General features: G+C 62.1%; 12 protein-coding genes, 1 pseudogene and 1 other annotated feature. Of the genes and pseudogenes, 6 read left to right on the forward strand and 7 right to left on the reverse strand.

The features are described from left to right. Positions 1-2,438: 2,438 nt before the first annotated feature. Positions 2,439-2,642, reverse strand: coding sequence for a hypothetical protein (locus ACOQPQ_RS12565; protein WP_420639768.1), 204 nt, complete (start codon positions 2,640-2,642; stop codon positions 2,439-2,441). Between the two features lie 652 nt (positions 2,643-3,294). On the opposite strand from ACOQPQ_RS12565, the gene ACOQPQ_RS12570 reads away from it, so the two are divergent. Beyond that, on the forward strand, positions 3,295-8,898 hold the full coding sequence (locus ACOQPQ_RS12570) for a fibronectin type III domain-containing protein (RefSeq protein WP_420639769.1): 5,604 nt from the start codon (positions 3,295-3,297) through the stop codon (positions 8,896-8,898). Between the two features lie 136 nt (positions 8,899-9,034). Beyond that, positions 9,035-10,291 (forward strand): hypothetical protein, encoded by a 1,257-nt coding sequence (locus tag ACOQPQ_RS12575; protein ID WP_420639770.1) that lies wholly within the window; start codon positions 9,035-9,037, stop codon positions 10,289-10,291. Between the two features lie 287 nt (positions 10,292-10,578). Here the strand turns inward: ACOQPQ_RS12575 and ACOQPQ_RS12580 are convergent, their stop codons facing one another. The 6 genes from ACOQPQ_RS12580 to ACOQPQ_RS12605 all read right to left on the reverse strand — a co-directional run bounded on the left by ACOQPQ_RS12580 (position 10,579) and on the right by ACOQPQ_RS12605 (position 14,622). After that, positions 10,579-11,598 carry an integrase core domain-containing protein gene (locus tag ACOQPQ_RS12580; protein ID WP_420639771.1) on the reverse strand — a complete coding sequence of 340 codons (1,020 nt, stop codon included), beginning with the start codon at positions 11,596-11,598 and terminating at the stop codon, positions 10,579-10,581. A 47-nt stretch (positions 11,599-11,645) separates the two neighbouring features. Continuing rightward, on the reverse strand, positions 11,646-11,804 hold the full coding sequence (locus tag ACOQPQ_RS12585) for a hypothetical protein (protein WP_420639772.1): 159 nt from the start codon (positions 11,802-11,804) through the stop codon (positions 11,646-11,648). 533 nt (positions 11,805-12,337) lie between these two features. Further along, positions 12,338-13,521, reverse strand: a protein-coding gene (locus tag ACOQPQ_RS12590; RefSeq protein WP_420639773.1) for an IS3 family transposase whose coding sequence is annotated in 2 segments (ribosomal slippage) — positions 12,338-13,293 and positions 13,293-13,521 — 1,185 coding nt in all. Because the reading frame shifts where the segments join, the coding sequence is not laid out codon by codon here. Next, positions 13,181-13,294 (reverse strand) — a sequence feature (AL1L pseudoknot). Its footprint overlaps the gene before it by 114 nt. Before the next feature lie 165 nt (positions 13,522-13,686). After that, positions 13,687-13,845 (reverse strand): hypothetical protein, encoded by a 159-nt coding sequence (locus tag ACOQPQ_RS12595; RefSeq protein WP_420639774.1) that lies wholly within the window; start codon positions 13,843-13,845, stop codon positions 13,687-13,689. A 241-nt stretch (positions 13,846-14,086) separates the two neighbouring features. Next, positions 14,087-14,320: a hypothetical protein gene (locus ACOQPQ_RS12600; RefSeq protein ID WP_420639775.1), complete on the reverse strand. Its 234-nt coding sequence runs from the start codon at positions 14,318-14,320 to the stop codon at positions 14,087-14,089. A 74-nt stretch (positions 14,321-14,394) separates the two neighbouring features. Further along, a complete protein-coding gene (locus ACOQPQ_RS12605) occupies positions 14,395-14,622 on the reverse strand; it encodes a transposase (RefSeq protein WP_420639776.1) in 228 nt (75 codons plus the stop codon). Positions 14,623-14,737: 115 nt separating this feature from the next. Between ACOQPQ_RS12605 and ACOQPQ_RS12610 the strand changes: the two are divergent. From ACOQPQ_RS12610 to ACOQPQ_RS12625, 4 genes and pseudogenes are all read left to right on the forward strand, one after another. After that, a pseudogene (locus ACOQPQ_RS12610) lies at positions 14,738-16,028 on the forward strand (IS256 family transposase). Positions 16,029-16,136: 108 nt separating this feature from the next. Beyond that, a complete protein-coding gene (locus tag ACOQPQ_RS12615) occupies positions 16,137-17,453 on the forward strand; it encodes a hypothetical protein (protein ID WP_420639777.1) in 1,317 nt (438 codons plus the stop codon). Positions 17,454-17,888: 435 nt separating this feature from the next. After that, positions 17,889-19,172, forward strand: a complete 1,284-nt coding sequence (locus ACOQPQ_RS12620; RefSeq protein WP_420639778.1) for a hypothetical protein — start codon at positions 17,889-17,891, stop codon at positions 19,170-19,172. Positions 19,173-19,507: 335 nt separating this feature from the next. Continuing rightward, positions 19,508-20,611 (forward strand): hypothetical protein, encoded by a 1,104-nt coding sequence (locus ACOQPQ_RS12625; RefSeq protein WP_420639779.1) that lies wholly within the window; start codon positions 19,508-19,510, stop codon positions 20,609-20,611. Positions 20,612-20,959 lie beyond the last annotated feature (348 nt).

Below are 20,959 nucleotides of genomic sequence, written 5' to 3' on the forward strand. Positions count from 1 at the left end.
GTAGGCGCTAGTAAAGGTTCGACGGGGTACGCCCCGCCGGTTGAGAACCTCATGCTGGAAGACTTCGGCGACGTGACTGTGCCCCAGGAAGATGAGGGTGGGTTGTCGGATTTGGTGCCGGTGGAGGCCCGTCGGGCTGAGCCTCCCGCGCAGGGTCCGGTATCGGGGGGCGAGTCGGGTTGGTGGGCCGGTGAGGGGGCGGTTGGGGTTGGTGTGTCCGGTTCGGGTGTGGGTGCGGGTGTTCCTCCTGCGGATGGTCCGTCCGTGGAGAAGCCGGGGCCGGTTGCGGGGGCGGCAGAGGGTGTGGGTGCGGGTGTGTTGTCGGTGCGTGGGTCCGGAGCCGGGTCGGGTTGGGGGCTGGTGCCGGTGGAGGCCCGTGTGGGTGTGCCGCCGGCTGATGGTGTGTCCGACGATGGTGATGGCGGCGGGTTTGCTGGTGGGTTTGTGGGGGCGGGTGCGGCGTCGGCTGAGATGGGCGAGCGGGGTTCGGGTTTTGTGCCGGTGAAGGCTGATCCGGCGGCGCGGCCGGCGGATGGTCCTTTGGAGGCAGTCGCTTGGGGCGGGGGTTTTGGGGCGGCTGCGGGTGTGTTGGGATTTGGTGCGGGTGCGGGTGGCGGATCGGGTTTGGTCCCGGTGGAGGCGGTCCCGGCGTTGCCGCCTGCTGATGGCCCGTTTGACGAACCCGAATACGGGGTGAGCGGGGCTGTTGGTGGGCGTGAGCGGGTGGAGTTGGTGGTTCCTGTGGTTGATGAGGGGTTCGGGGTGGCCGGTGCGGCGGTCGAGGATGTTTGGGATGCGGGTTTGGTGCCCGCAAGGGAACAGGTCGGGGTGAGGCCTGCGGATGGGCCGGAGGATGGGGGCGGGTTCTGGGATGCCGATGACGGGTCCGAAGTGGTGGTGATTGAGAGGCCGAAGTTGGGTCTTGGTTCCCCGGGCGGTTCGGTGGGTGTGAAGATCGGACCGAAGTATCAGGGTTCAGGGCCGGTTGGCAAAGGTGCGGCCGGTTTGGGTTTGGTGCCGGTGGTTGCGGTGCCTGGTCCTGGGCCTGCGGATGGGCCGTTGTTGGAGGTGTCGGACGCGGGTGAGGAGTTCGTGGTGGAGGACGCGTTGATCAGGGAGTTGTCTGATAGCGAGTTGTTGGGGATGGGTTTTGATTTGGGGTCGTCGTGCGGGGTTGGTGTTGCGTGTGCGGCTTCGGGGACGCCGTTGCCGGCTCCGACGGGTTTTTCGTGTACGGCGGCGACGACGCAGTTGTGGGTGTCGTGGAACGCGGTTGCGGGGGCGGACAGTTACGCGGGGGCGATCCAGTTGGCGGTTCATGGCAGCACGCAGACCCGTTTCACTGCGGCGGGCACGTCGAAGCATTTCTCGGGGTTGTTGTCGGGCACGGCGTATTACATCGGGGTGTTGGGGATCAAGGACGGGGTGAATGGTTGGCATGCGGGGATCACGTGCTCGACGTTGGTGCCGGTGCCCGGGGTGCCGTCGGGGTTGGGGTGTGTTGGGGGGTCGTCGACGTTGTCGGTGAGTTGGGGTCAGGTGTCGGGGGCGTCGAAGTACCGGGTGAGTCGGGGTTACGGGTGGGTGACGACGACGGGCACGTCGCATTTGTTCACGAATTTGGCGGCGGAGACGGCGTATACGGTGCGGGTGCAGGCGGGCAACGCTTCGGGTTGGGGTCCGTCGGCGTCGTTGTCGTGTTCGACGACGGCGGCGCCTTTGCCGGCGCCGACGGGTTTTGCGTGTTCGGCGGGGGCGTCGGAGTTGTGGGTGTCGTGGGATCCGGTGGTGGGGGCGGACAGTTATGCGGGGGCGATCCAGTTCGCGACCCCGGGCAGTACCCAGACGCGGTTCTACACACAGAACACGTCGTACCATTTCACGGGGTTGTTGTCGGGCACGGCGTATTACATCGGGGTGTTGGGGATCAAGGACGGGGTGAATGGTTGGCATGCGGGGATCACGTGTTCGACGTTGACGGTGGCGCCGTCGGGGTTGGGGTGTGTGGCGGGGGCGTCGTCTTTGAGGGTGAGTTGGAATCAGGTGGCCGGGGCGTCGGAGTACCGGGTGAGCCGGGGCGCGGGGTGGGTGACCGTGTCGGGGACCACCGCGGATTTCTGGTATTTGGACTCGGCGACGGCGTACACGGTGCGGGTGCAGGCGGGGAACGGGTCGGGTTGGGGCGAGTCGGCGTCGACGACGTGTTCGACGTCGGCGTCGTCGTTGGCGGCCCCGTCGAATCTGGTGTGTGAGGCGTCGCCGTCGTCGTTGCGGTTGCGTTGGGATCCGGTGGCGGGGGCGACGGGGTATCAGGCGGCGGTGGTTTTCTCGGGGAGTCCGGTGTTGAAGACGGTGACCGGCACCGAGGCTTTGTTCACCGGTTTGGACCATTACACCGGGTATTTCTTGGGGGTGCATGCGTGGTCGGGGAGCGTGTCTCAGGCGTTCGCCAGCAAGTTCTGTTTCACGTCGTTGCCGCCGACGGCGCCGACCGGGTTGGTGTGTGGCGCCGGGTTCTCCCATTTGGACGTGTCGTGGGACACGGTGCCGCAGGCGGCGTCGTACCGGGCCCGGGTTAGCGGGGAACCCTGGACCGCGGCTGCGGGAACGTCGGTGAGGTTGGGTGATCTGAGCCGTGACACCAGCTACACGGTGCAGGTGCAGTCCGGCTCGGGGTCTGATTGGTCGGCTGCCGCGCAGGAGGATTGTACGACCCGGGCCGAGCCCCGCCCGTTGCAGTGCACCAGTGTGACGACGTCGTCGGTGACGTTGTCGCTGGTCGACCCGCCCGGCGTGAACTACTCCTACTGGGTGGACCGGTTGAAGCCAACCGGCCTCGAATACGTCGAGTACGAGACGTTGCGGGGTGGTCAGACGACGGCGACGTTCACGGGGTTGTCACCGGGGACGGGTCACCGGTTTTTGTTGTGGCACAACCCGGGCAAGCACATGGTGTTGCCCCCGAAGGTGTGCACCACGTTGGGGGCGTCGCCGGGGGTGCCGACGGGTGTGTCGTGTGCGGCGGAGTCGACCCGGTTGACGGTGTCGTGGGACGAGGTGGACGGGGCGTCGCGTTACCGGGTGAGTCGGGGCAATGGTTGGGTGACGGTGTCGGGCACCTCGCACGTGTTCAGCTTGTTGGAGCCGGAGACGACCTATGCGGTGGAGGTGCAGGCGGGCGACGACGACACGTGGGGGGAGTCGGTGTGGGGTCCGTCGGGGACGTTGACGTGTGCGACGACCAAGGCGCCGTTGCCGGCGCCGACGGGGTTGGCGTGTCAGGCGTCGGCGTCGGTGTTGGTGGTGTCGTGGAACGCCGTTGAGGGTGCCGACGAGTACGAGGCCAAACTCCAGCTCGCGGTGGTGGGCAGCACCCAGAACAAGAAGAAGACGACCACCACCCAGGTGACCTACACCGGGTTGGAGTCGGGCACCAAGTACTTCATCGGCGTGTTGGGCATCGAGGACGGGGTGATCGGCTGGTGGTCCGGGGTGAACTGCACCACGTTGCATTCGGCGCCGACCGGGTTGGGGTGTGTGGCGGAGGCCACCCGGTTGACGGTGTCGTGGGACGAGGTGGTCGACGCCGCGGAGTACCGGGTGACGTTGGGCGACGGGTGGGTGACCACCACCGCGGAGTCGCATGTGTTCTCCCTTTTGGAACCGGAGACCGGCTACACCGTCAGGGTGCAGGCGAGCAACGGGACCGCTTGGGGCCAGACCGGGTCCGTGACGTGTGCGACGACGACGGCCCCGTTGGCGAAGCCGACCGGGTTTGCGTGTGAGGCGACCTCAGAGCAGATGCGGGTGTCGTGGGATCCGGTGGTCGGCGCCGACGAGTACGAGGCGAAACTGCAGTTGGCGGTGGTGGGCAGCACCCAGACCAAAAAGAAGACCACCACCACCGAGGTGACGTTCACCGGGTTGGAGTCGGCCACCAGGTACTTCATCGGGGTGTTGGGCATCCAGAACGGGGTGATCGGGCATTGGTCGGGGGTCACCTGCACCACCCTCGGTGACACCCCCGACGCCCCCACCGGCCTGGACTGCACCGCAGCGGGAACCGAGATCACCGTGACCTGGGACGAAGTGGACGGGGCCACCGGGTATCGGGTGAGTCGGGGCAACGGGTGGGCCGACACCACCACCACGACGCACACGTTCACCCATCTGACCGCCGACACGGATTACACCGTGCGGGCACAAGCAGGCAACGACATGGGGTGGGGGGCGTCCGCGATACGGGTGTGTTCCACCGGGCAGGTGTGGTTGCCCGCCCCCACCGGCCTGTCGTGTGCCGCGACCGCGGATTCCATCCAGGTCACCTGGGATCCGGTGACCGGCGCCGACGGGTACGCGGCGAAACTGCAGGTCGCGGAGGCGGGCAGCACCCAGTACGAGCAGATCACCACGACCACCTCCACGTTGTACACCGATTTGTTGTCGGGCACCGAGTACTTCATCGGGGTGCTCGCCCTCAAGGACGACAAGGCCCAGCACTGGGCCGGTGTCTACTGCACCACGCTGACCACCATCGCGGCGCCGGCCGGTTTGACGTGTGTTGCGGGGGTGTCGGAGTTGACCGTGGACTGGGACAAGGTGGACGGGGCGCGCCGTTACCGGGTGAGCCGGGGCAACGGGTGGGTGACCATTTGGCGGGGTCCGCGGGTGTTCGGTTTCTTGACGCCGGGGGACACGTACGTCGTGCGGGTGCAGGCGGGCAAGCCGACCACGCCCGGGGGAAGCGACTACCACTGGGGTGAGGAAGCCGCGTTGGCGTGCACCACGACACGGTCGGAATTGGCCGCGCCGACCGGGTTGGCGTGCCGGGTGTCGCTGAACGAGTTGACGATCTCCTGGGACCCGGTCGAAGGCGCCGACGGGTACGGGGTGCGGATGGTGGAGACCGGTTACTCGGAGTACAACTATGCGTATGTCCCCCTGGAGGAAACGCAGGCCGCGTCGTTCAAGGCCGAGCATCTGTGGTCCGACGAGTACTTCATCGCGGTGTACGGCGTCAAGGACGGCGACACCCAGGACTGGACCGGTATTCGTTGCTCACCGTCGTCGATGAGGAAACCCCAGGGGTTGGCGGTGGATGCCCCGTTGCCGACCGAGTTGGAGTTGACGTGGGACTCGCTTCCGGGGGCGACGAGGTACCGGGTGAGCCGGGGCGACGAGTGGGTGGAGTTGCCCGCCGGTGCCAACAGTTTCGTGTTCCGGTACCTGAAGCCCGACACCGCCTACACCCTGTGGGTGCAAGCCGGTGACGACGTGGCCTGGCGGGGTGCCGGGTACCTGAACGCCAAAACCGCGGTATCGGTGTTGGCGGCGCCTGCGGGGCTGGGGTGTGCGGCGTCGGCGACGCAGTTGTGGGTGACCTGGGATCAGGTGGCCGGTGCCGAGGGGTACGCGGCGAGGCTGCAACAGGCCACCCCGGCGAGCGCCTACACCGAGACCACCGTCGACGCCGAGGGGGTCGTGTTCGACGACCTGTTGGCGGCCACGGAGTACTTCGTGGGGGTGTTGCCCCTCAAAGGCGGGGTGGCCCAGGACTGGTCGGGGGTGAACTGCACCACCCTGGAGGCGACCCCCACCGGTTTGGCGTGTACAGCGGGGTTCACCCGGTTGCACGCCACCTGGGTACCGGCGCCGGGCACCGACAACCACCAGGTGTCCCTCGACGGTGGGGACTGGATCGACGCAACCGGTGTGTCGCACCGCTTCGACGGGCTCACCCACGCCACCAGTTATGTGGTGGCGGTGCGGTCCGACTACGACGGGACCTGGTCCGACGCCGCCACCGAAACGTGTGCCACCCTGGTAGCCCCGGTCGGGCCGGAATGCGGGGCCGCCACCGACACCGGGATCACCCTGGTGTTCGCCCACCGGCCCGGACCGGCCCCCATGGAGTGGCAGGTGTGGAAGAAAGCCCCCGGCGGGCAATGGTCCCAACCCGTCACCGTGACCGACTCCAACGCCACCCAGATCACCTACAACAACCTGGCATCCGGGGAAACCCACGAGTTCCAGTTGCGGTGGCGCACCGGCCCCGACCAGCTATGGAACACCGCCACGCCCACTGCATCATGTGACACGGTGTCCATGGACATCGCACCCCCCGAATGCAAAGAAACCACCAGCCAAACCGTGGTCCTCGCCTGGGACGCCCACCCCATGGTCGCCCAATGGAAAGTCGCCCGCGACACCAACGGAAACCCTGAAGACGAAACAATCCTGGAATCCGACCGGCTCGAAGCCGTCATGGGGGAATTGGAAGCTGGCAGCGAGCACACGTTCTTCTTCTGGTGGCGCAAAACCACCGGCGACCCGTGGACCCAAGTCACCCCCCACACCAAATGCACCACACAACAAGACGTCGAACTACCCGACGAATGCGTGTTCTTCCCCGGCAATGACAAGTTCTGCCTCATGCCCCCCGACACCACCAGCACCAACGGAGCCGTTGGCGGGCAGGGAACGTTACCAGACGGGGCGAGCGCAGCGGCCGGTGCGGGTAGCACCGGAACCATGGGAAGTACTTCACAGGGTTCCGGAGACCTGCTGGGCTGCATCAGCGTTCCCGAATTGCTTCACCTGTGGCAGGTGAGGGCAGCCAGAGACATCTATGCATATTTCGGTGGGTATCGATTCACAGTGGCCGAGAAGGGTGAAGAGGGAGGGTGGGTCCAAAAAAAGGAGAATCTGGACCAAACCGGTGGGGCCTGGATCAACGGGGCCGCGCAGGTGGTTTGCGACGCCGTGGTGACCGGTAACTCAAGGGTCTACGGCAACGCAGTCATCGCCGGGAACGCTGAGGTGTCGGGCAACGCTGTGGTGTACGGGAACGCCATCGTCGCCGGGAACGCCGAGGTCCACGGCAACGCCAGGGTCGGCGGGTGGGCCCGTGTCTACGGCAATGCCAAAGTCTACCAAGAGGCACAGGTGGCAGGAGGCAGCAGCGTCTACGGCAATGCCACCATCAGATGGAGGGCATGGGTCATCGGCGACCTGGGCCAAGGGATAACCGGCAAGGATGCCCTGGACAGCGTGCAAGTTCACGGTAACGCCCACATATCTGGCGACGCCCGAATCAGGGGAAAGGCAGACGTAAGCTACGCCAGGGTCTACGATAATGCCCGCATCCACGGGAACGCAGAAGTATCCGGAACAGGAACCTTCGTCTACGGTGACGCAGACATCTCTGGAAATGCAAAATTCTACGGACCTGTGCTCAGAGAAATCCTTCAAGAGGATACCGCCCGCAGGAGCATCTATGGCAACACCACAGTTGCTGGCAACGCGAAGATCCATGGAAATACCACAATCCATGGAAAGCCCAAGAAAGTAGTAGAAGATGAAGAAGGCCAGAAGACCACCTACGACGGTGTCACCGTAAAGGGCAACGCCGACATATCCGGCGAGACCTTCATTCGAGACTATGCAACCGTTGACGGCGCCACAGTTGACGGGAATGCCCGGGTTGAAGACTATACCCATGTCCACAGTGGTGCCCACATCACCGGCGACGCCCGTGTCTACGGCAACGCAGAAGTATCTACCCATGCAACCATAAGGGGACAAGCGCATGTCTACGGCGATGCCTTCGTGGGCGGACCTGCCACCGTTGATGGCAATGCTAACATATATGGCGAGGCGACAGTTTTTGGCACTAGTGGAACAGTCGACAGACATGTCTACATAGATGGCAATGTCTGGGTGTATGATCAAGCTACAGTGTGCAGAGGTGCAAGGGTCTCTGGCTCGACGGCCCACGGACCGAAGAGAGGCGTCTACATTTTCGACGGAGCTACCGTTTGTGGGATCCTGCCCACTTGGTCGGACTTGACACCAGCCTCCCTCGTTGTAGAAGTATCTGATGAAGCGACAATAGAGGGAGAGGCCAGCGTCTATGAACAGGCCAAGATTTACGGAAATGCCGTAATTAATGGAAGTGCAAGAGTTTTCTCCGCTGCCGAGGTATTTGGTTTTGCCCATGTCACTGGGAAAGTGAGTGGTGATCCCACCAGTGTTCAAGTTGTTGTACCCACCGGGGGGGCGCGGGTCTACGGCAATGCCAAAGTCTTGGGTGATGCTCGCGTCTACGAAGTTGCAGAAGTCTTTGGGGATGCCGTCATCGAGTCCACCACAGGGACCTCACCTGAGGGAGACCCCATCACTCTAGTGCCACAAGTGTTCGGCCACGCCAAGGTGTTCGGCAACGCTAAGGTCTATGATAATGCCAAAGTCTATGGCCATGCCCAAGTCTTCGATGACAGCTACGTCTATGGAAACGCTCAAGTTTATGGTCATGCAAGGATCTTCACTTACTCTTCCTCTGAGTATGTCTCAGGAATGACATCAACCAAAGAACCAATCTTTGCGCCGGTCTTTGAGGAAGACTATGTAGCTAGAACCTTTTGGACCAACTCCTTCCGAAGAATCCATGAATGGAATGGTCCTCGAGCAGAAGTAGAAGATACTCTCAATATAGATACCCTCCCGACTGAGCTGATATCAGAAGAAGTAGAGGGGTGGGAGCTGCGCTGGGATGCGGTTGACGCTACTATTGAACCAATAACAGGTACTAGAATTCTGTCAAATGCTGTGGTGGCTGATAATGCAATGGTGTGGGGAAGCTCTCAAGTAATCAATGCCGGTAGAGTGTTGCAAGATAGCTGGATCTCTGGAGGCTCTCTGGTGAAGGGGGGCTGGGTTTGTGGGACAGAGTGGCACAATTCAGAAAAGCCAAACACGCCAAGACCATGTACAGAGGAGCAGGGATTATTTGAAGGCATCATTTCTTCAGCAATATGTTTTACCGGTAGTATCCTTACGCTTAAGATGCCGGTGTTGTCGGGGTCCATTGCCACTGTTTGTTTTCTTAGAGAGCTATAAGTTGTGAAGAAATGCTATGCCTAATGGAAGAAGGACTAAGGCGGCTAAAGTCAGTAGGACTACTCTTCTTGCCTCATATGTTGCCCTAACTGCCTTGCTGGGGTGTGCGTCTACGACGGAGAAAGCATCTTCCGAATTGGGCTTTGACGACTGCAGATTGGTGGAAAGCAATGGTAAGTATTGTATCCTGGTTCCTGGGGAGCTGGGTGATCCACATGATCCAGCATTGCTGACAATCCGTGCCCTGCGGGACATACAGATGGTTGAGAATGGTGAGTGGATCACCGTTGCTCATAGGGGAGATCTTGGTGGTTGGATTGAGGGGCCAGAGAATCTAAGCTATGAGGGAGAGGCATGGATTGGACCTGGAGCGAAAGTCTATGGTGGGGCTCGTGTGGAGGGTGACGCTCGTGTGTCAGATAGTGCTCAGGTATCCGGTAAGTCTGTGATTAAGGATGAGGCAGTAGTAGCGGAAGAAGCTGTGGTTTTTGGCAGCGTACGGGTGGGAGGCAAGGCCCAGATTTCGGGCAGTGCCACCGTTTGTTTGAGTGCCATTGTGGAGGGCAACGCGAAAGTCATTGATGATGCACTAGTCTGTGGCTGGTTGCCCAGGGAATTTGCATTTGGTTACCAGTACACTGGCCACAGTCGGAGTGGCCAAGACACAGTTGCTTCCATGTCTCAGTGGATTTCAGGCTGGTCCCATATTGGGATGTTGCCCGTTGTGAAGAATGCAGGATTGGTTGCACCTGGGGCAAGGATTTTTGGCAGCGCAACTGTTGCTGAAGATAGTGTAGTGATGGAGAACGCGCGTGTATTTGGTCAAGCCCAAGTGCTTGGAAAAGCAGTAGTCTTTGAGAATGCTCAGGTGTTTGGTAGGAGCATAATTCATGGCCATGCACGATTGTTTGGCCATGCAATGGTGTTTTTGGAATCTGGAGATCGATATGCTGTGAGCTTGGTGGATTTCGATACGGAAGAGTTTGCTCCAGTGTTCCCAGCTGATGACTCAGCTAGAATCCTTTGGACTAATTCCTTTTGTCTTGATAGTGACTGGATTGAACCTCGGGAATCTGTGGAGGGGCTGGCTTTGAGTATAGTCAATGGATATGCCAGCTATGTTGATGGAGGATACGAATGGAGTGTAGACGTTGAGGCTTGTACCGTCGATAATGCCGACCTAATAGAGACCGAGGTATATGACAATGCTAGAGTCTATGGCAACGCTAGAGTATGGGGGGGGTCAAGAGTGTATGGCCATTCCCATGTATTGCATAATGCAAGAGTTTCAGGTGGTGCTGTAATGCGTGCAGGTAGCATATGTTATGATCTATGGGTTAATGCCAATCCTTATGCTATTCCTGTATACTGTGGTTCGAAAGCTATCTTGTGATTGTGCCCATGACTTCAGTCATTTGTACCTTGTATTCGTCATCAATGGTGGCATCACTAGTGGATGGAGGAAGGCTGGGCAACTGTTGAAGCCTCTTCACTTCAAGACTAGAACTGGGGTAAGTTGGTGGACCGCTACTAGGATGAGTAGCGCAGGTCTTGGGTCAACTGGAACCACGGACTCTTGATCTTCCCCCGGCAGCCTGCTCGGGTTGAAGTGGCCCGGCCTCGTTGACGGGAGGTGAGCGGTGAGGTGTGTCTGAGTTGGTGTCGTGTTTGTCGGGGGTTTCAGCCGGCATGGTCGGGTTTTCGGGTTTGGTGGTTGGGATGGTAGGTGATTCGTTGTTGGCGGGTTCGGGTGAGGCCGTTGCGGCGGGCGGCTCGAACGGTGGGGCCTTCGCCTCGGTGTTCTTGGTCGGGGGTGACGTATCCGATGCCGGCGTGGAGTCGGACGGTGTTGTAGTGGGTGCGTTGGATGTCGAGTTCGGTGCGCAGCACGTCGATGTCGGCGATCAACTTGAGGTGGGGTTGTTGGGTCTTGAGGTGTCCGAAGAGGGACTCGATCCAGGCCTGGTCGGTGGGGGTGGCGGGCCGGCCGTAGTGGGTGGCGAGCCGGCACAGCGCCATGGGTTCCCGGGTTGACCCGGAGCCCGTCTGGGGGCCGTTGTCGGACATGACCGACAAGACCGGCACTTGATCTGTGTCGGGGTTCCACGCGACGGCGTCGGGGTTGCGTTCATCGATCACCTCGTCGAGGCCTTCGGCCCGAAGGGCCCGGCTGAACACGGCCTGGACCTCGACGGAGGTCTCATCTTTCGAGGTGACGTCGGCGATCCATTTCCTGGAAACGACGTCGGAGATCACCGTGGTTGCCGCCGTGGCGGCGCTCCAGTGCGTCGTGTCATAGATCCAGATCCGGTTGGGGACCTCCTCGACCCAGTGCGGCCACGGCCGCCGTTGTGACCGGACTTGGCGCTTCGGGGCCCTAAAACGCAGGTCACGGCGTTCCAGCACCCGCCGCACGGTGGAAGGATCGGCCCAGAACCGGCCCAGCCACGAACCACGGTGAGCGAGTTTGCGATGCGACCGATCAATGTCGCCCCACTCGTTGAACACGGCGACGATCTCGTCTTCCTCGTCCGGGGTGAGCCCATGGGACGGGTTCCCGCCCGGCGCTGCGTCATCGAGCGACTCGCCTTCGGCGACTCGGCGACGCCACCGTTGCAGCCGCCGCTGGGACAACTCGAGATAGCCACACGCGGCCCGGGTCGTCCACCCGCAGGCCTCCGCCGTATCCACGAGATCCATCAGCGCCGTCTTGGTGACCGCCAGAACCCGAGGTGGGATCCGGCCACTCAGCCCCAACGCTGGTTTCCCTCCGCCAACGCCAACCGCACCGCCATCTCCGCCAACGCCGCCCGAAGCCGCTCGGCCTCGGCCCGAGCCGCCTCCAGCTCGACGTCGCGCTGCTTGTCGCGCCGACCCGGCCGCGACTGCGCCAACGCATCCAACACAGCCCTGACGGGCTACTGTCTTCAACTTCGCGATCGTCGACCGATCCACCCGGAAACGCTCGGCCGCCTCGGCCACCGTGGTCTCCCCACGAACAAGCTGCATCCAGATCTCGAACTTCTCCTGCGGTGCCAGAAACCGCTTCTTCTTCCTGCCAGGCTGGGTACTCAACAGGCCTCCTCAAGGCTCGACCGAGAACCCACCCATGCGGGCTGATACCAACCACAAACAACGACACGAAGTCAGCCCCAACACAGACGCTAGTGCGGGGCTGTCTTTGAGAGTTCTGCACGTTGATGCTGAGAGCGATATGACTTTGGGGCACCACCACTTGCGAGATGTCCAGTTATTCGCTGGGTTGCAGGCATAGCGTCTTTGGTATCCCCACGGGCGGGTCTGTCAGGATTTTTGTATTTCGGGTGTGGTTTGGGGGTTTGCGGCTTGGTGTTGCGGGCCGGGGAGGATCATGTCTGTGTCTGATGAGAGTGTGCCGGTTGTGTCGGTGGTGGAGGCTGCCGATGAACCTCCCCGGGTTTCACGCAGGCTGTTTTGTTTGTGTGTCGGCCTGGCGGCTGTGGTGTTGTTGACGGTAGTGGAGTTCTTCGGTTTCGGCTGGTGGGATGCGGCCGATGTCGTCGAAGAGGCGGCGGTGGTTGAACCAGTCGACCCATTCCAGGGTGGCGAGCTCGAGGTCGTCGAGGCTTTTCCAGGGGCCTTTGTTGCGGACGAGTTCGGTTTTGTAGAGGCCGATGATGGTCTCGGCCAGGGCGTTGTCGTAGCTGTCTGCCCTGGAGCCGACGGAGGCGGCGATGTCGTTGGCGGCGAGGCGCTCTGTGTAGCGGATGGACAGGTATTGGGTGTGGCGGTCGGAGTGGTGGACGAGCCCGTCGAGGTCGGCGCCGTTGCGGTTCCGCTCCCAGACGGCTTGTTCGAGGGCGTTGATGGCCAGGTCTGAGCGCAGCGACCGCGACGCGTGCCAGCCGACGATTCGCCGGCTGTAGGCGTCGGTGACGAACGACGCGTAGACGAATCCCGACCAGGTCCGCACATAGGTCAGGTCCGCCACCCACAGCCGGTTCGGGGCCGGGGCGCTGAACCGGCGCCCGACGAGGTCTCGGGGCCTCTGGGCTGCTGTGTCGGCGACGGTGGTGCGCTTGGGCCTGCCCCGAACGGCGCCGCGAAGGCCCAGGTCGCGCATCAGCCGCTCGACGGTGCAGCGGGCCACCCGATGGCCCTCCCGGTTGAGCTGGGCCCACACCTTCGGCGCCCCGTAGACCCCGAAGTTGTCCGCATGCACCCGGGCGATCTCGCCCTTGAGCTCCTCGTCGCGGCGGGCCCGCGCCGACGGCGCCCGGCGCTTGGCGGACCAATACGTCGACGGGGCGAACTGCAAGGCCCTGCAGATCGGCTCGACCCCGAACCGCTCCCGATGGGAGTCGATGAACTCCACCATCACCTTTGCGGGCGGTCGAGCTCCGCCGCGAAGAAAGCCGACGCCGACTTCAAGATCTCGTTCGCCCTGCGCAGTTCCCAGTTCTCCCGCTCCAGCTCCTTGAGCCGCTCACGCTCATCGGTGCTCAACCCCGCACGGCGGCCCTCGTCAACCTCGAACCGGCGCACCCAACGGCGCACCGTCTCCGCCGACGACCCCAGCTTCTCCGCGACCGACGAAATCGCCTCCCACTGAGAACAGCCCCGCCGCTCGGCCTCAAAGACCATCCGCACCGCACGCTCACGGAACTCCGCCGGGTACCTCCCCGGCCCTCTCCGCACAGACAAGGCTCCATCCCCCCAACGATCGGAACCTGCGCATTACCCGGGGAGGTTCAACATCCATCAGCGCCGTCTTGGTGACCGCCAGAACCCGAGGTGGGACCCGGCCACTCAGCCCCAACGCTGGTTTCCCTCCGCCAACGTCAACCGCGCCGCCATCTCCGCCAACGCCGCCCGAAGCCGCTCGGCCTCGGCCCGAGCCGCCTCCAGCTCGACGTCGCGCTGCTTGTCGCGCCGACCCGGCCGCGACTGCGCCAACGCATCCAACACAGCCCTGACGGGCCACTGTCTTCAACTTCGAAATCGTCGACCGATCCACCCGGAAACGCTCGGCCGCCTCGGCCACCGTGGTCTCCCCACGAACGAGCTGCATCCAGATCTCGAACTTCTCCTGCGGTGCCAGAAACCGCTTCTTCTTCCTGCCAGGCCGGGCACTCAACAGGCCTCCCAAAGAGCTCGACCGAGAACCCTCCCATGCGGGCTGATACCAACCACAAACAACGACACGAACTCAGCCCCAACACACGGTCATCCTCGGCGAACCGTAGGTGCCGTCGGAATCATCGTGAATCCCACGCATCACGGCGACCAGCCGGGCCTGTTCCACCTCCCCCGGCGTGGGACCTGCGGCTCTGCGGCGACACCAGTCGACAAACGCCGACGTCGACACCTGGGCCGCCCTGGCGGCGGCCACCGTCGGGAATCCCTCGGCCCTCCGGGCAGCGACCCACTCATAGCGGGTCACTGTCCCGACTCCTTCACCCCCAACGCCGTCGCTCGTTAGAGCAGATCACGCTCCATCCCCAACCGGGCGTTCTCCTAACCCAACTCGGCCTTCTCCGCAGTCGTCAACCCCGCCCGTTCACCACGATCGGTGCGTTCTTGTCGGACCCAGTTCCCCAGCGTCCCCTCACCAACCCCGAGCCGGCGAGCCACGTCGACGATCTTGTTGCCATCGTCGAGCACCATCGCCACAGCATCACGCTTGAACTCACCGGTGAAGCTCCGCCGAAGCCTCACAGGCCCCGGTCTCTCCATCCCTGACATGGTTACCTCCTAATCGAAGTGACCGGCCAAATGGGGGACCTGGGTCTGTCAGGAATTTTGTGTATCGGGCGTGGTCTGAGGGTTTGCGGTTTGGTGTTGCGGGCCGGGAAGGATCATGTCTGTGACTGATCAGAATGTGGCGGCTGCGCCGGCGGAAGAGGCTGCCGGTGAGGCGGCGATGGGGGACTGGGCTGAGCTGTTGGTCGAGCGGGCCCGCGCCGAGGGCGTGGAGCTGACCGGCGACGGCGGTTTGTTGACCGGGCTGGTGCGCCAGGTGCTCCAGACCGGGTTGGAGGTTGGGATGGCCGACCATTTTGGTTGTGTGCGCCACGATCCCTCCGGTGGCGGGTCGGGGAACTCGCGCAACGGCTCGTCGCCCAAGCGGGTCAGAACCGAGATCGGCGAGATCGACTTGGCGGTGCCCCGCGACCGGGCGGGCACGTTCGACCCGGTGACGGTGCCCGAGCACCGGCGCTGTTTGGACGGGTTGTCGGGCAATGTGATCTCGCTGTGTGCCAAGGGGCTGACCACCGGGGAGTTCCGGGCGCATTTGGCCGAGATCTGCGATACCTCGGTGAGCCGGGAGACGATCTCGAAGATCACCGAGGTGATCGTCTCCGACATGGCCGTGTGGTAGAACCGGCCCCTCGAGCCCGTCTATGCGGTGCTGCTGATCGACGCGATCACCGTCAAGGCCTGTGACTCCCAGGTCGCCAACCGGCCCGTCTATGTGGCCATCGGCGTCGATCTGGGCGGAGAGCGTGACGTTTTGGGCCTGTGGCTGGGACCAACGGGCGGCGAAGGCGCCAAACAGTGGGCGACTATGCTGGGCGAGCTCGCCAACCGGGGCCTGGCCGACGCCTTGATCGTGTGCTGCGACGGGCTCAAGGGCCTGCCCGAGTCGATCCGCATGACCTGGCCCGACTCCACCGTGTCGACCTGCGTGGTGCACATGGTCCCCAACAGCTTGCGCTACGCCGCAAAGAAACACTGGGGGCCATCACCGGCTCCATGCGGGCCATCTACACCGCCCCCACCGTCGAGGCCGCCGAAACCCACTTCGAGGCGTTCGCCCAAGACTGGGAACACACCTGGTCGGCCATGATCCGGGCCTGGCGCACCAGCTGGGACGAGTTCACACCGTTCCTCGAGTTCCCCGCCGAGCTGCGCCGGGTCGCCTACACCACGGATGAAATCGTCAAGGGCTCAAGGCCCGATTCCGACGAGCCGTGCGGCACCGAGGCCACTTCCCCAACGAGCAAGCCGCCCTCAAGGTCCTCTACCTTGTCGCCACCGCCAAACACAAGAACCGGAGCAACCTCACAGGAAAAACCAACGGTCGGAAAACCATACTGAACACCCTGACCACCCACTACGGCGACCGAATCGCCGACCACATCAAATGAAAACCACCACGCCCGCATACACAGAAAAACTGACAGTCCCACAGACCCTGGTGGGTGGGAGATGGGCAGTGGCCTCGGGGGTTTGAGGCCCGGATGTAATGTGGCCACGTGAAGGCATTGAGGCGGTGGGGGCTGGGCGTGTTGACCGCGTTGGTGATGGTGGCCGCGGGGTGTGGAGGGTCGGGTGCCGGTGAAGCGGCGTCGTGTGTCTCCTCGCTAGGGAACGACAAGTTCTGCTTGGTAGCAGATCCAGCAGGTGATGGCGGCCTGAAGCGGGTCCGGGCCTTACGGGACATCACCGTTGTAGTGGACGGCCAGCCGGTGTTGGTGGCACGGCGAGGCGATCTTGGGGGTTGGGTCGAGGGCGAAGGGAACCTCAGTGCGGGAGGCTCGGCCTGGATAGCTGGTGACGCCAAGGTATTCGACGATGCCCGGGTGGAGGACGATGCGTTGGTCACGGGTTTCGCGGAGGTGTCCGACGGGGCGGTGGTTCGGGATCGGGCGTTCGTGTCGGGGGAGGCGAAGGTTTTCGGCGGTGCACAGGTGTCCGATGATGCCCAGGTCGTGGACGCGGCCGTGGTGTGTGTGGGAGCGGAGGTGTATGGGAACGCTGTGGTCGAGGATGAGGCGGTGGTGTGTGGCAGGGTTCCCAGGGCGTTTTCGCCTGCCGCCTGGGGTGGTGCCGGGAGAGGAGCGAAGGTGGCAAGGATGGTCGGTTGGGTTCAGGGGTGGAGCGAAGTGGGGATGGAGCCGGTCCGGCGGCGAGCGGGGTTGGGCGGTACTGGTGCGCATGTCTTCGGTGATGCGATCGTTTCCGACGGCTCCTGGGTGTTCGAGCAGGCCAAGGTGTTCGGCGAGGCGGAGATCTCGGGCCGGGCGAGGGTGTTCGAGTATGCCCAGGTTCTGGATGACAGCAGGGTGCATGACAAAGCCCAGGTTTCTGGAAAAGCGCTGGTGTTTGGACTTTCATCGTCAAAGTACTTTGTTGACAGATCGAGCCATCACAGTGAATCTTTCGTTCCAATATTCGAACCAGATGACTACGCCGTGCGACTGTGGACTGACTCCTATCACCCCCCGAATGGGTGGACAATACTCGCAGGTGAGTTCACGGAATTTGATGAGGTTCAAGATCTCGATCCATTTGTGGCTCCAGGTGCGGAGGCAAGACAGCGGGAGTTCTGGGAACGCCATGAGTTTGAGATCCAAGAACCCATGCCTACAAGAGTGTCTGGCTATGTGGATGTAATGGGATCGGCAAGGGTATGGGGAGGTTCGCAGCTAACTGGCCCTTTGGAAGTTTCTGACTCCGCGAGGATATCTGGGGGGTCAACAGTTTTTGGTGGGATCCTTTGTGGTGATGTCTGGCTGAACTCTTCAAGGAATGTTGGCATTCGTGTGGACTGTGATTGGGCAGGTGCGTAGGTGAAGGGCCAGGGAACTTGGGAGTGCAAAGACTGCGGGAGGATGCTGGGAGAGAGAGTACCACTGTAGCACTGGGCAAACTCGCGATGGGGAGGAGAGAAAGGGGTGAAGCATGAGGAGTCATTGGGGCCTCTCAGGTAGGCTGTCGTTCTTGAGTTAGGAAAATGGAGGATGGGCTTGGGCAGTCATCGGAGTGAGGTGAGTATCGAGATCAGGGCTTGGCGGAAATAGGGGCCGGTAGGCTCATGGCGTTGAAGCAGGCGGTGGGGGCAAAATAGGGGCCTACCGCCATGGTTGGAACCCGAGGTCTCGGCGGGTGGGAACGACGAGTCCCTCGCCATTGATCAACAGCCTCTAGGACAGTCCCGCCGGGACTGGTGGGTGGGAGATGGGCAGTGGCCTCGGGGGTTTGAGGCCCGGATGTAATGTGGCCACGTGAAGGCATTGAGGCGGTGGGGGCTGGGGGTGTTGACCGCGTTGGTGATGGTGGCCGCGGGGTGTGGAGGGTCGGGTGCCGGTGAAGCGGCGTCGTGTGTCTCCTCGCTAGGGAACGTCAAGTTCTGTCTCGTGGCGGACCCTGCAGGGGGCGGGGGCGGCCTGAAGCGGGTCCGGGCCTTGTGGGACATCACCGTTGTAGTGGACGGGCAGCCGGTCGTGGTGGCCCAGCGAGGCGATCTCGGGGGTTGGGTAGAGGGCAAAGAGAACCTCAGCGCCGAGGGATCGGCCTGGGTGGGTGGTGGCGCCAGGGTGTTCGGCGGGGCCCGGGTGGAGGGGGATGCCCTAGTCACCGGCTTCGCGGAGGTGTCCGGAGGAGCGGTGGTTCGGGACCGGGCGCTCGTGTCGGGGCATGCCAAGGTCTTCCGTAGGGCACAGGTGTCCGATGAGGCCCAGGTGATGGACGCGGCCGTGGTGTGCTCAGGAGCCGAGGTGTATGGGAACGCTGTGGTTGGTGACGAAGCGGTGGTGTGCGGAAGGGTTCCCAGGGCTTTTTCGCCTGCCGCCTGGGCGGGTGCCGGGAAGGGTGCGAATGCGGCAAGAATGGTTGCCTGGGTTCAGGGGTGGAGCGAAATGGGGGTGGAGCCGGTCCAGCGACGAGCGGGGTTGGGCGGTACCGGTGCGCATGTTTTCGGTGATGCGGCCGTCTCCGACGGGGCGTGGGTGTTCGAGCAGGCCAAGGTGTTCGGCGAGGCGGAGATTTCGGGCCAGGCGAGGGTGTACGAGCAGGCTCAGGTGTTCGACAACAGCAGAGTTGCCGATCAGGCTTCGGTGTACGGATCTGCACTCGTGTTCTCGAGTTCAGATTCAGAATATGTTTTGGGAATGACGGAAAGAGAAGAGAATCTTTACACCCCAGTATTCGCCCCACATGACGTCGCAAGAGTCTGGTGGACCGAATCAAATGCTACCAGGCATCACTGGAGGTTCCCCATCGACTCTGTTCGTTCCTGGCTAGGTCAAGAAAGGGTTCCTGCTATTGAGGAATGGGAGAATGACCCACGATCTAGTGGTATGGGTGACACCGGGGTGAGCGGTCGTCCTACCAGCATAATCGATGGTGCAGAAGTGTTTAGTGGAGCAAGAGTATGGGGGGAATCTACGATTCTCGGCACTGCAAGAATTGAAGGGTGGGTTTCGGGGGGTTCTTACATTTTTGCTGACATATGCCAGGGCTATTGGCTAAATGACATCACTTTTGCTGATGATGATGTCGACTGCTGAGCGCGTTCATAGGTTGGCGAATCTTCCCGGGTTGCAACAATGGCTAGTTCATGCTCCCCCAGCACTCCGCTGGGGTTCGTGTTGGCAAGAATCGTTGATGGCAGGTGAGCGGAGGCTGCGGAGAGTGTGAAATCTGGATGTATCGTGGGTCTGTGAACGTGTTGAGGCGGCGGGGGCTGGGGGTGTTAACTACGTTGGTGCTGGTGGCCGCAGGGTGTGGGGGGTCGGGTGGCGGTGATGAGGTGGCGTCGTGCGTATCGTCGCCGGGGAAAGACAAGTTCTGTCTGGTTGAGGACCCTGTAGGGGGTGGGGGCGGTCTGAAGCGGGTCCGGGCCTTGCGGCACATCACCATGCTGGAGAACGGGCAAGAGGTGTTGGTGGCCCAGCGAGGCGATCTCGGGGGTTGGGTGGAAGACGGCACGAACCTCAGTGTGGAGGGCTCGGCCTGGGTGGGTGGTGACGCCAGGGTGTTCGGCGGTGCCCGGGTGGAGGGGGATGCCCTTGTCACCGGCTCCGCCGAGGTGTCCGGTGGGGCAGTGATCCGGGACGAAGCCCAGGTGTCAGGGAGGGCCAGGGTCTTCGACGGGGCACAGGTGTCCGGTGGTTCCCGGGTCCTTGGCGCTGCTGTTGTGTGTTCAGAGGCTGAGGTATACGGGAAAGCTGTGGTCAGTGACCAATCCGTGGTATGCGGCAAGGTGCCCAGGGTTTTTTCGCTTTCTGCCTGGAGCGGCGCCGGGAAGGGGGTCAAGGCAGAAAGGATGGTCGCGTGGGTGCAGGGTTGGAGCGAGGTAGGTATGGAGCCGATCCGGCAACGACGAGGACTGAGCAGCACCGGAGCGCACGTATTCGGCGACGCAGCCGTTTCGGGCCAAGCCTGGGTGTTCGAGCAGGCCAAGGTGTTCGGCCAGGGCGAGATCTCGGATCAAGCAAGGGTGTATGAGCATGCACAGGTTTTTGACAATAGCAGAGTTAGCGACAATGCATCTGTGTTCGGAAGAGCTCTCGTGTTCTCGGAAGCTGCCTCAGAATTTGTTTCGGGAACCTCGAACGATCGAGAGAATGAGTACACTGCAGTATTCTCACCAGGTGATGTGGCAAGGGTGTGGTGGACAGAATCAAATGCACACAGACACCATTGGGCACACCCCAAGGATTATGTACGTGACTGGTTAGAGCAATATGGGCTGCCCACATTCGAGGAATGGAAGGACCACCCAGAATACAGTCATTTGACTGGCAGTAAAATGGCGGTGATGCCTACCAGTATCGTCAACCATGGACAGGTGTTTGGCAGTGCAAAGGTGTGGGGGGAATCTTCCATACTTGGCACCGCAAGAATTGAAGGTTGGGTTTCGGGGGGTTCTCGCATTGTTGGTGATCTATGCCAGGACTACTGGTTAAATGATATTACACATATTTCAACCGATATCGGATGCTAGTGGTGTGTCGTGTGTATGTTTACGTGGTTAAGTGCTTTATTGTTGGCAGATGTTGTGGATGAAGAGTTGGATAGTTTTGGGCCTTGTGAGAGTTTTGGAGTTGTGGTTCTAGTTGGCCTGCTAGGTGTCGATGGTGTTCTCGAGGCTGGCGACGCTAGTGCGGGGCTGTCTTTGAGAGTTCTGCACGTTGATGCTGAGAGCGATATGACTTTGGGGCACCACCACTTGCGAGATGTCCAGTTATTCGCTGGGTTGCAGGCATAGCGTCTTTGGTATCCCCACGGGCGGGTCTGTCAGGATTTTTGTATTTCGGGTGTGGTTTGGGGGTTTGCGGCTTGGTGTTGCGGG

The sequence above is a fragment of the Candidatus Poriferisocius sp. genome (genome assembly GCF_965219775.1).
GTDB lineage: Bacteria > Actinomycetota > Acidimicrobiia > Acidimicrobiales > Bin134 > Poriferisocius.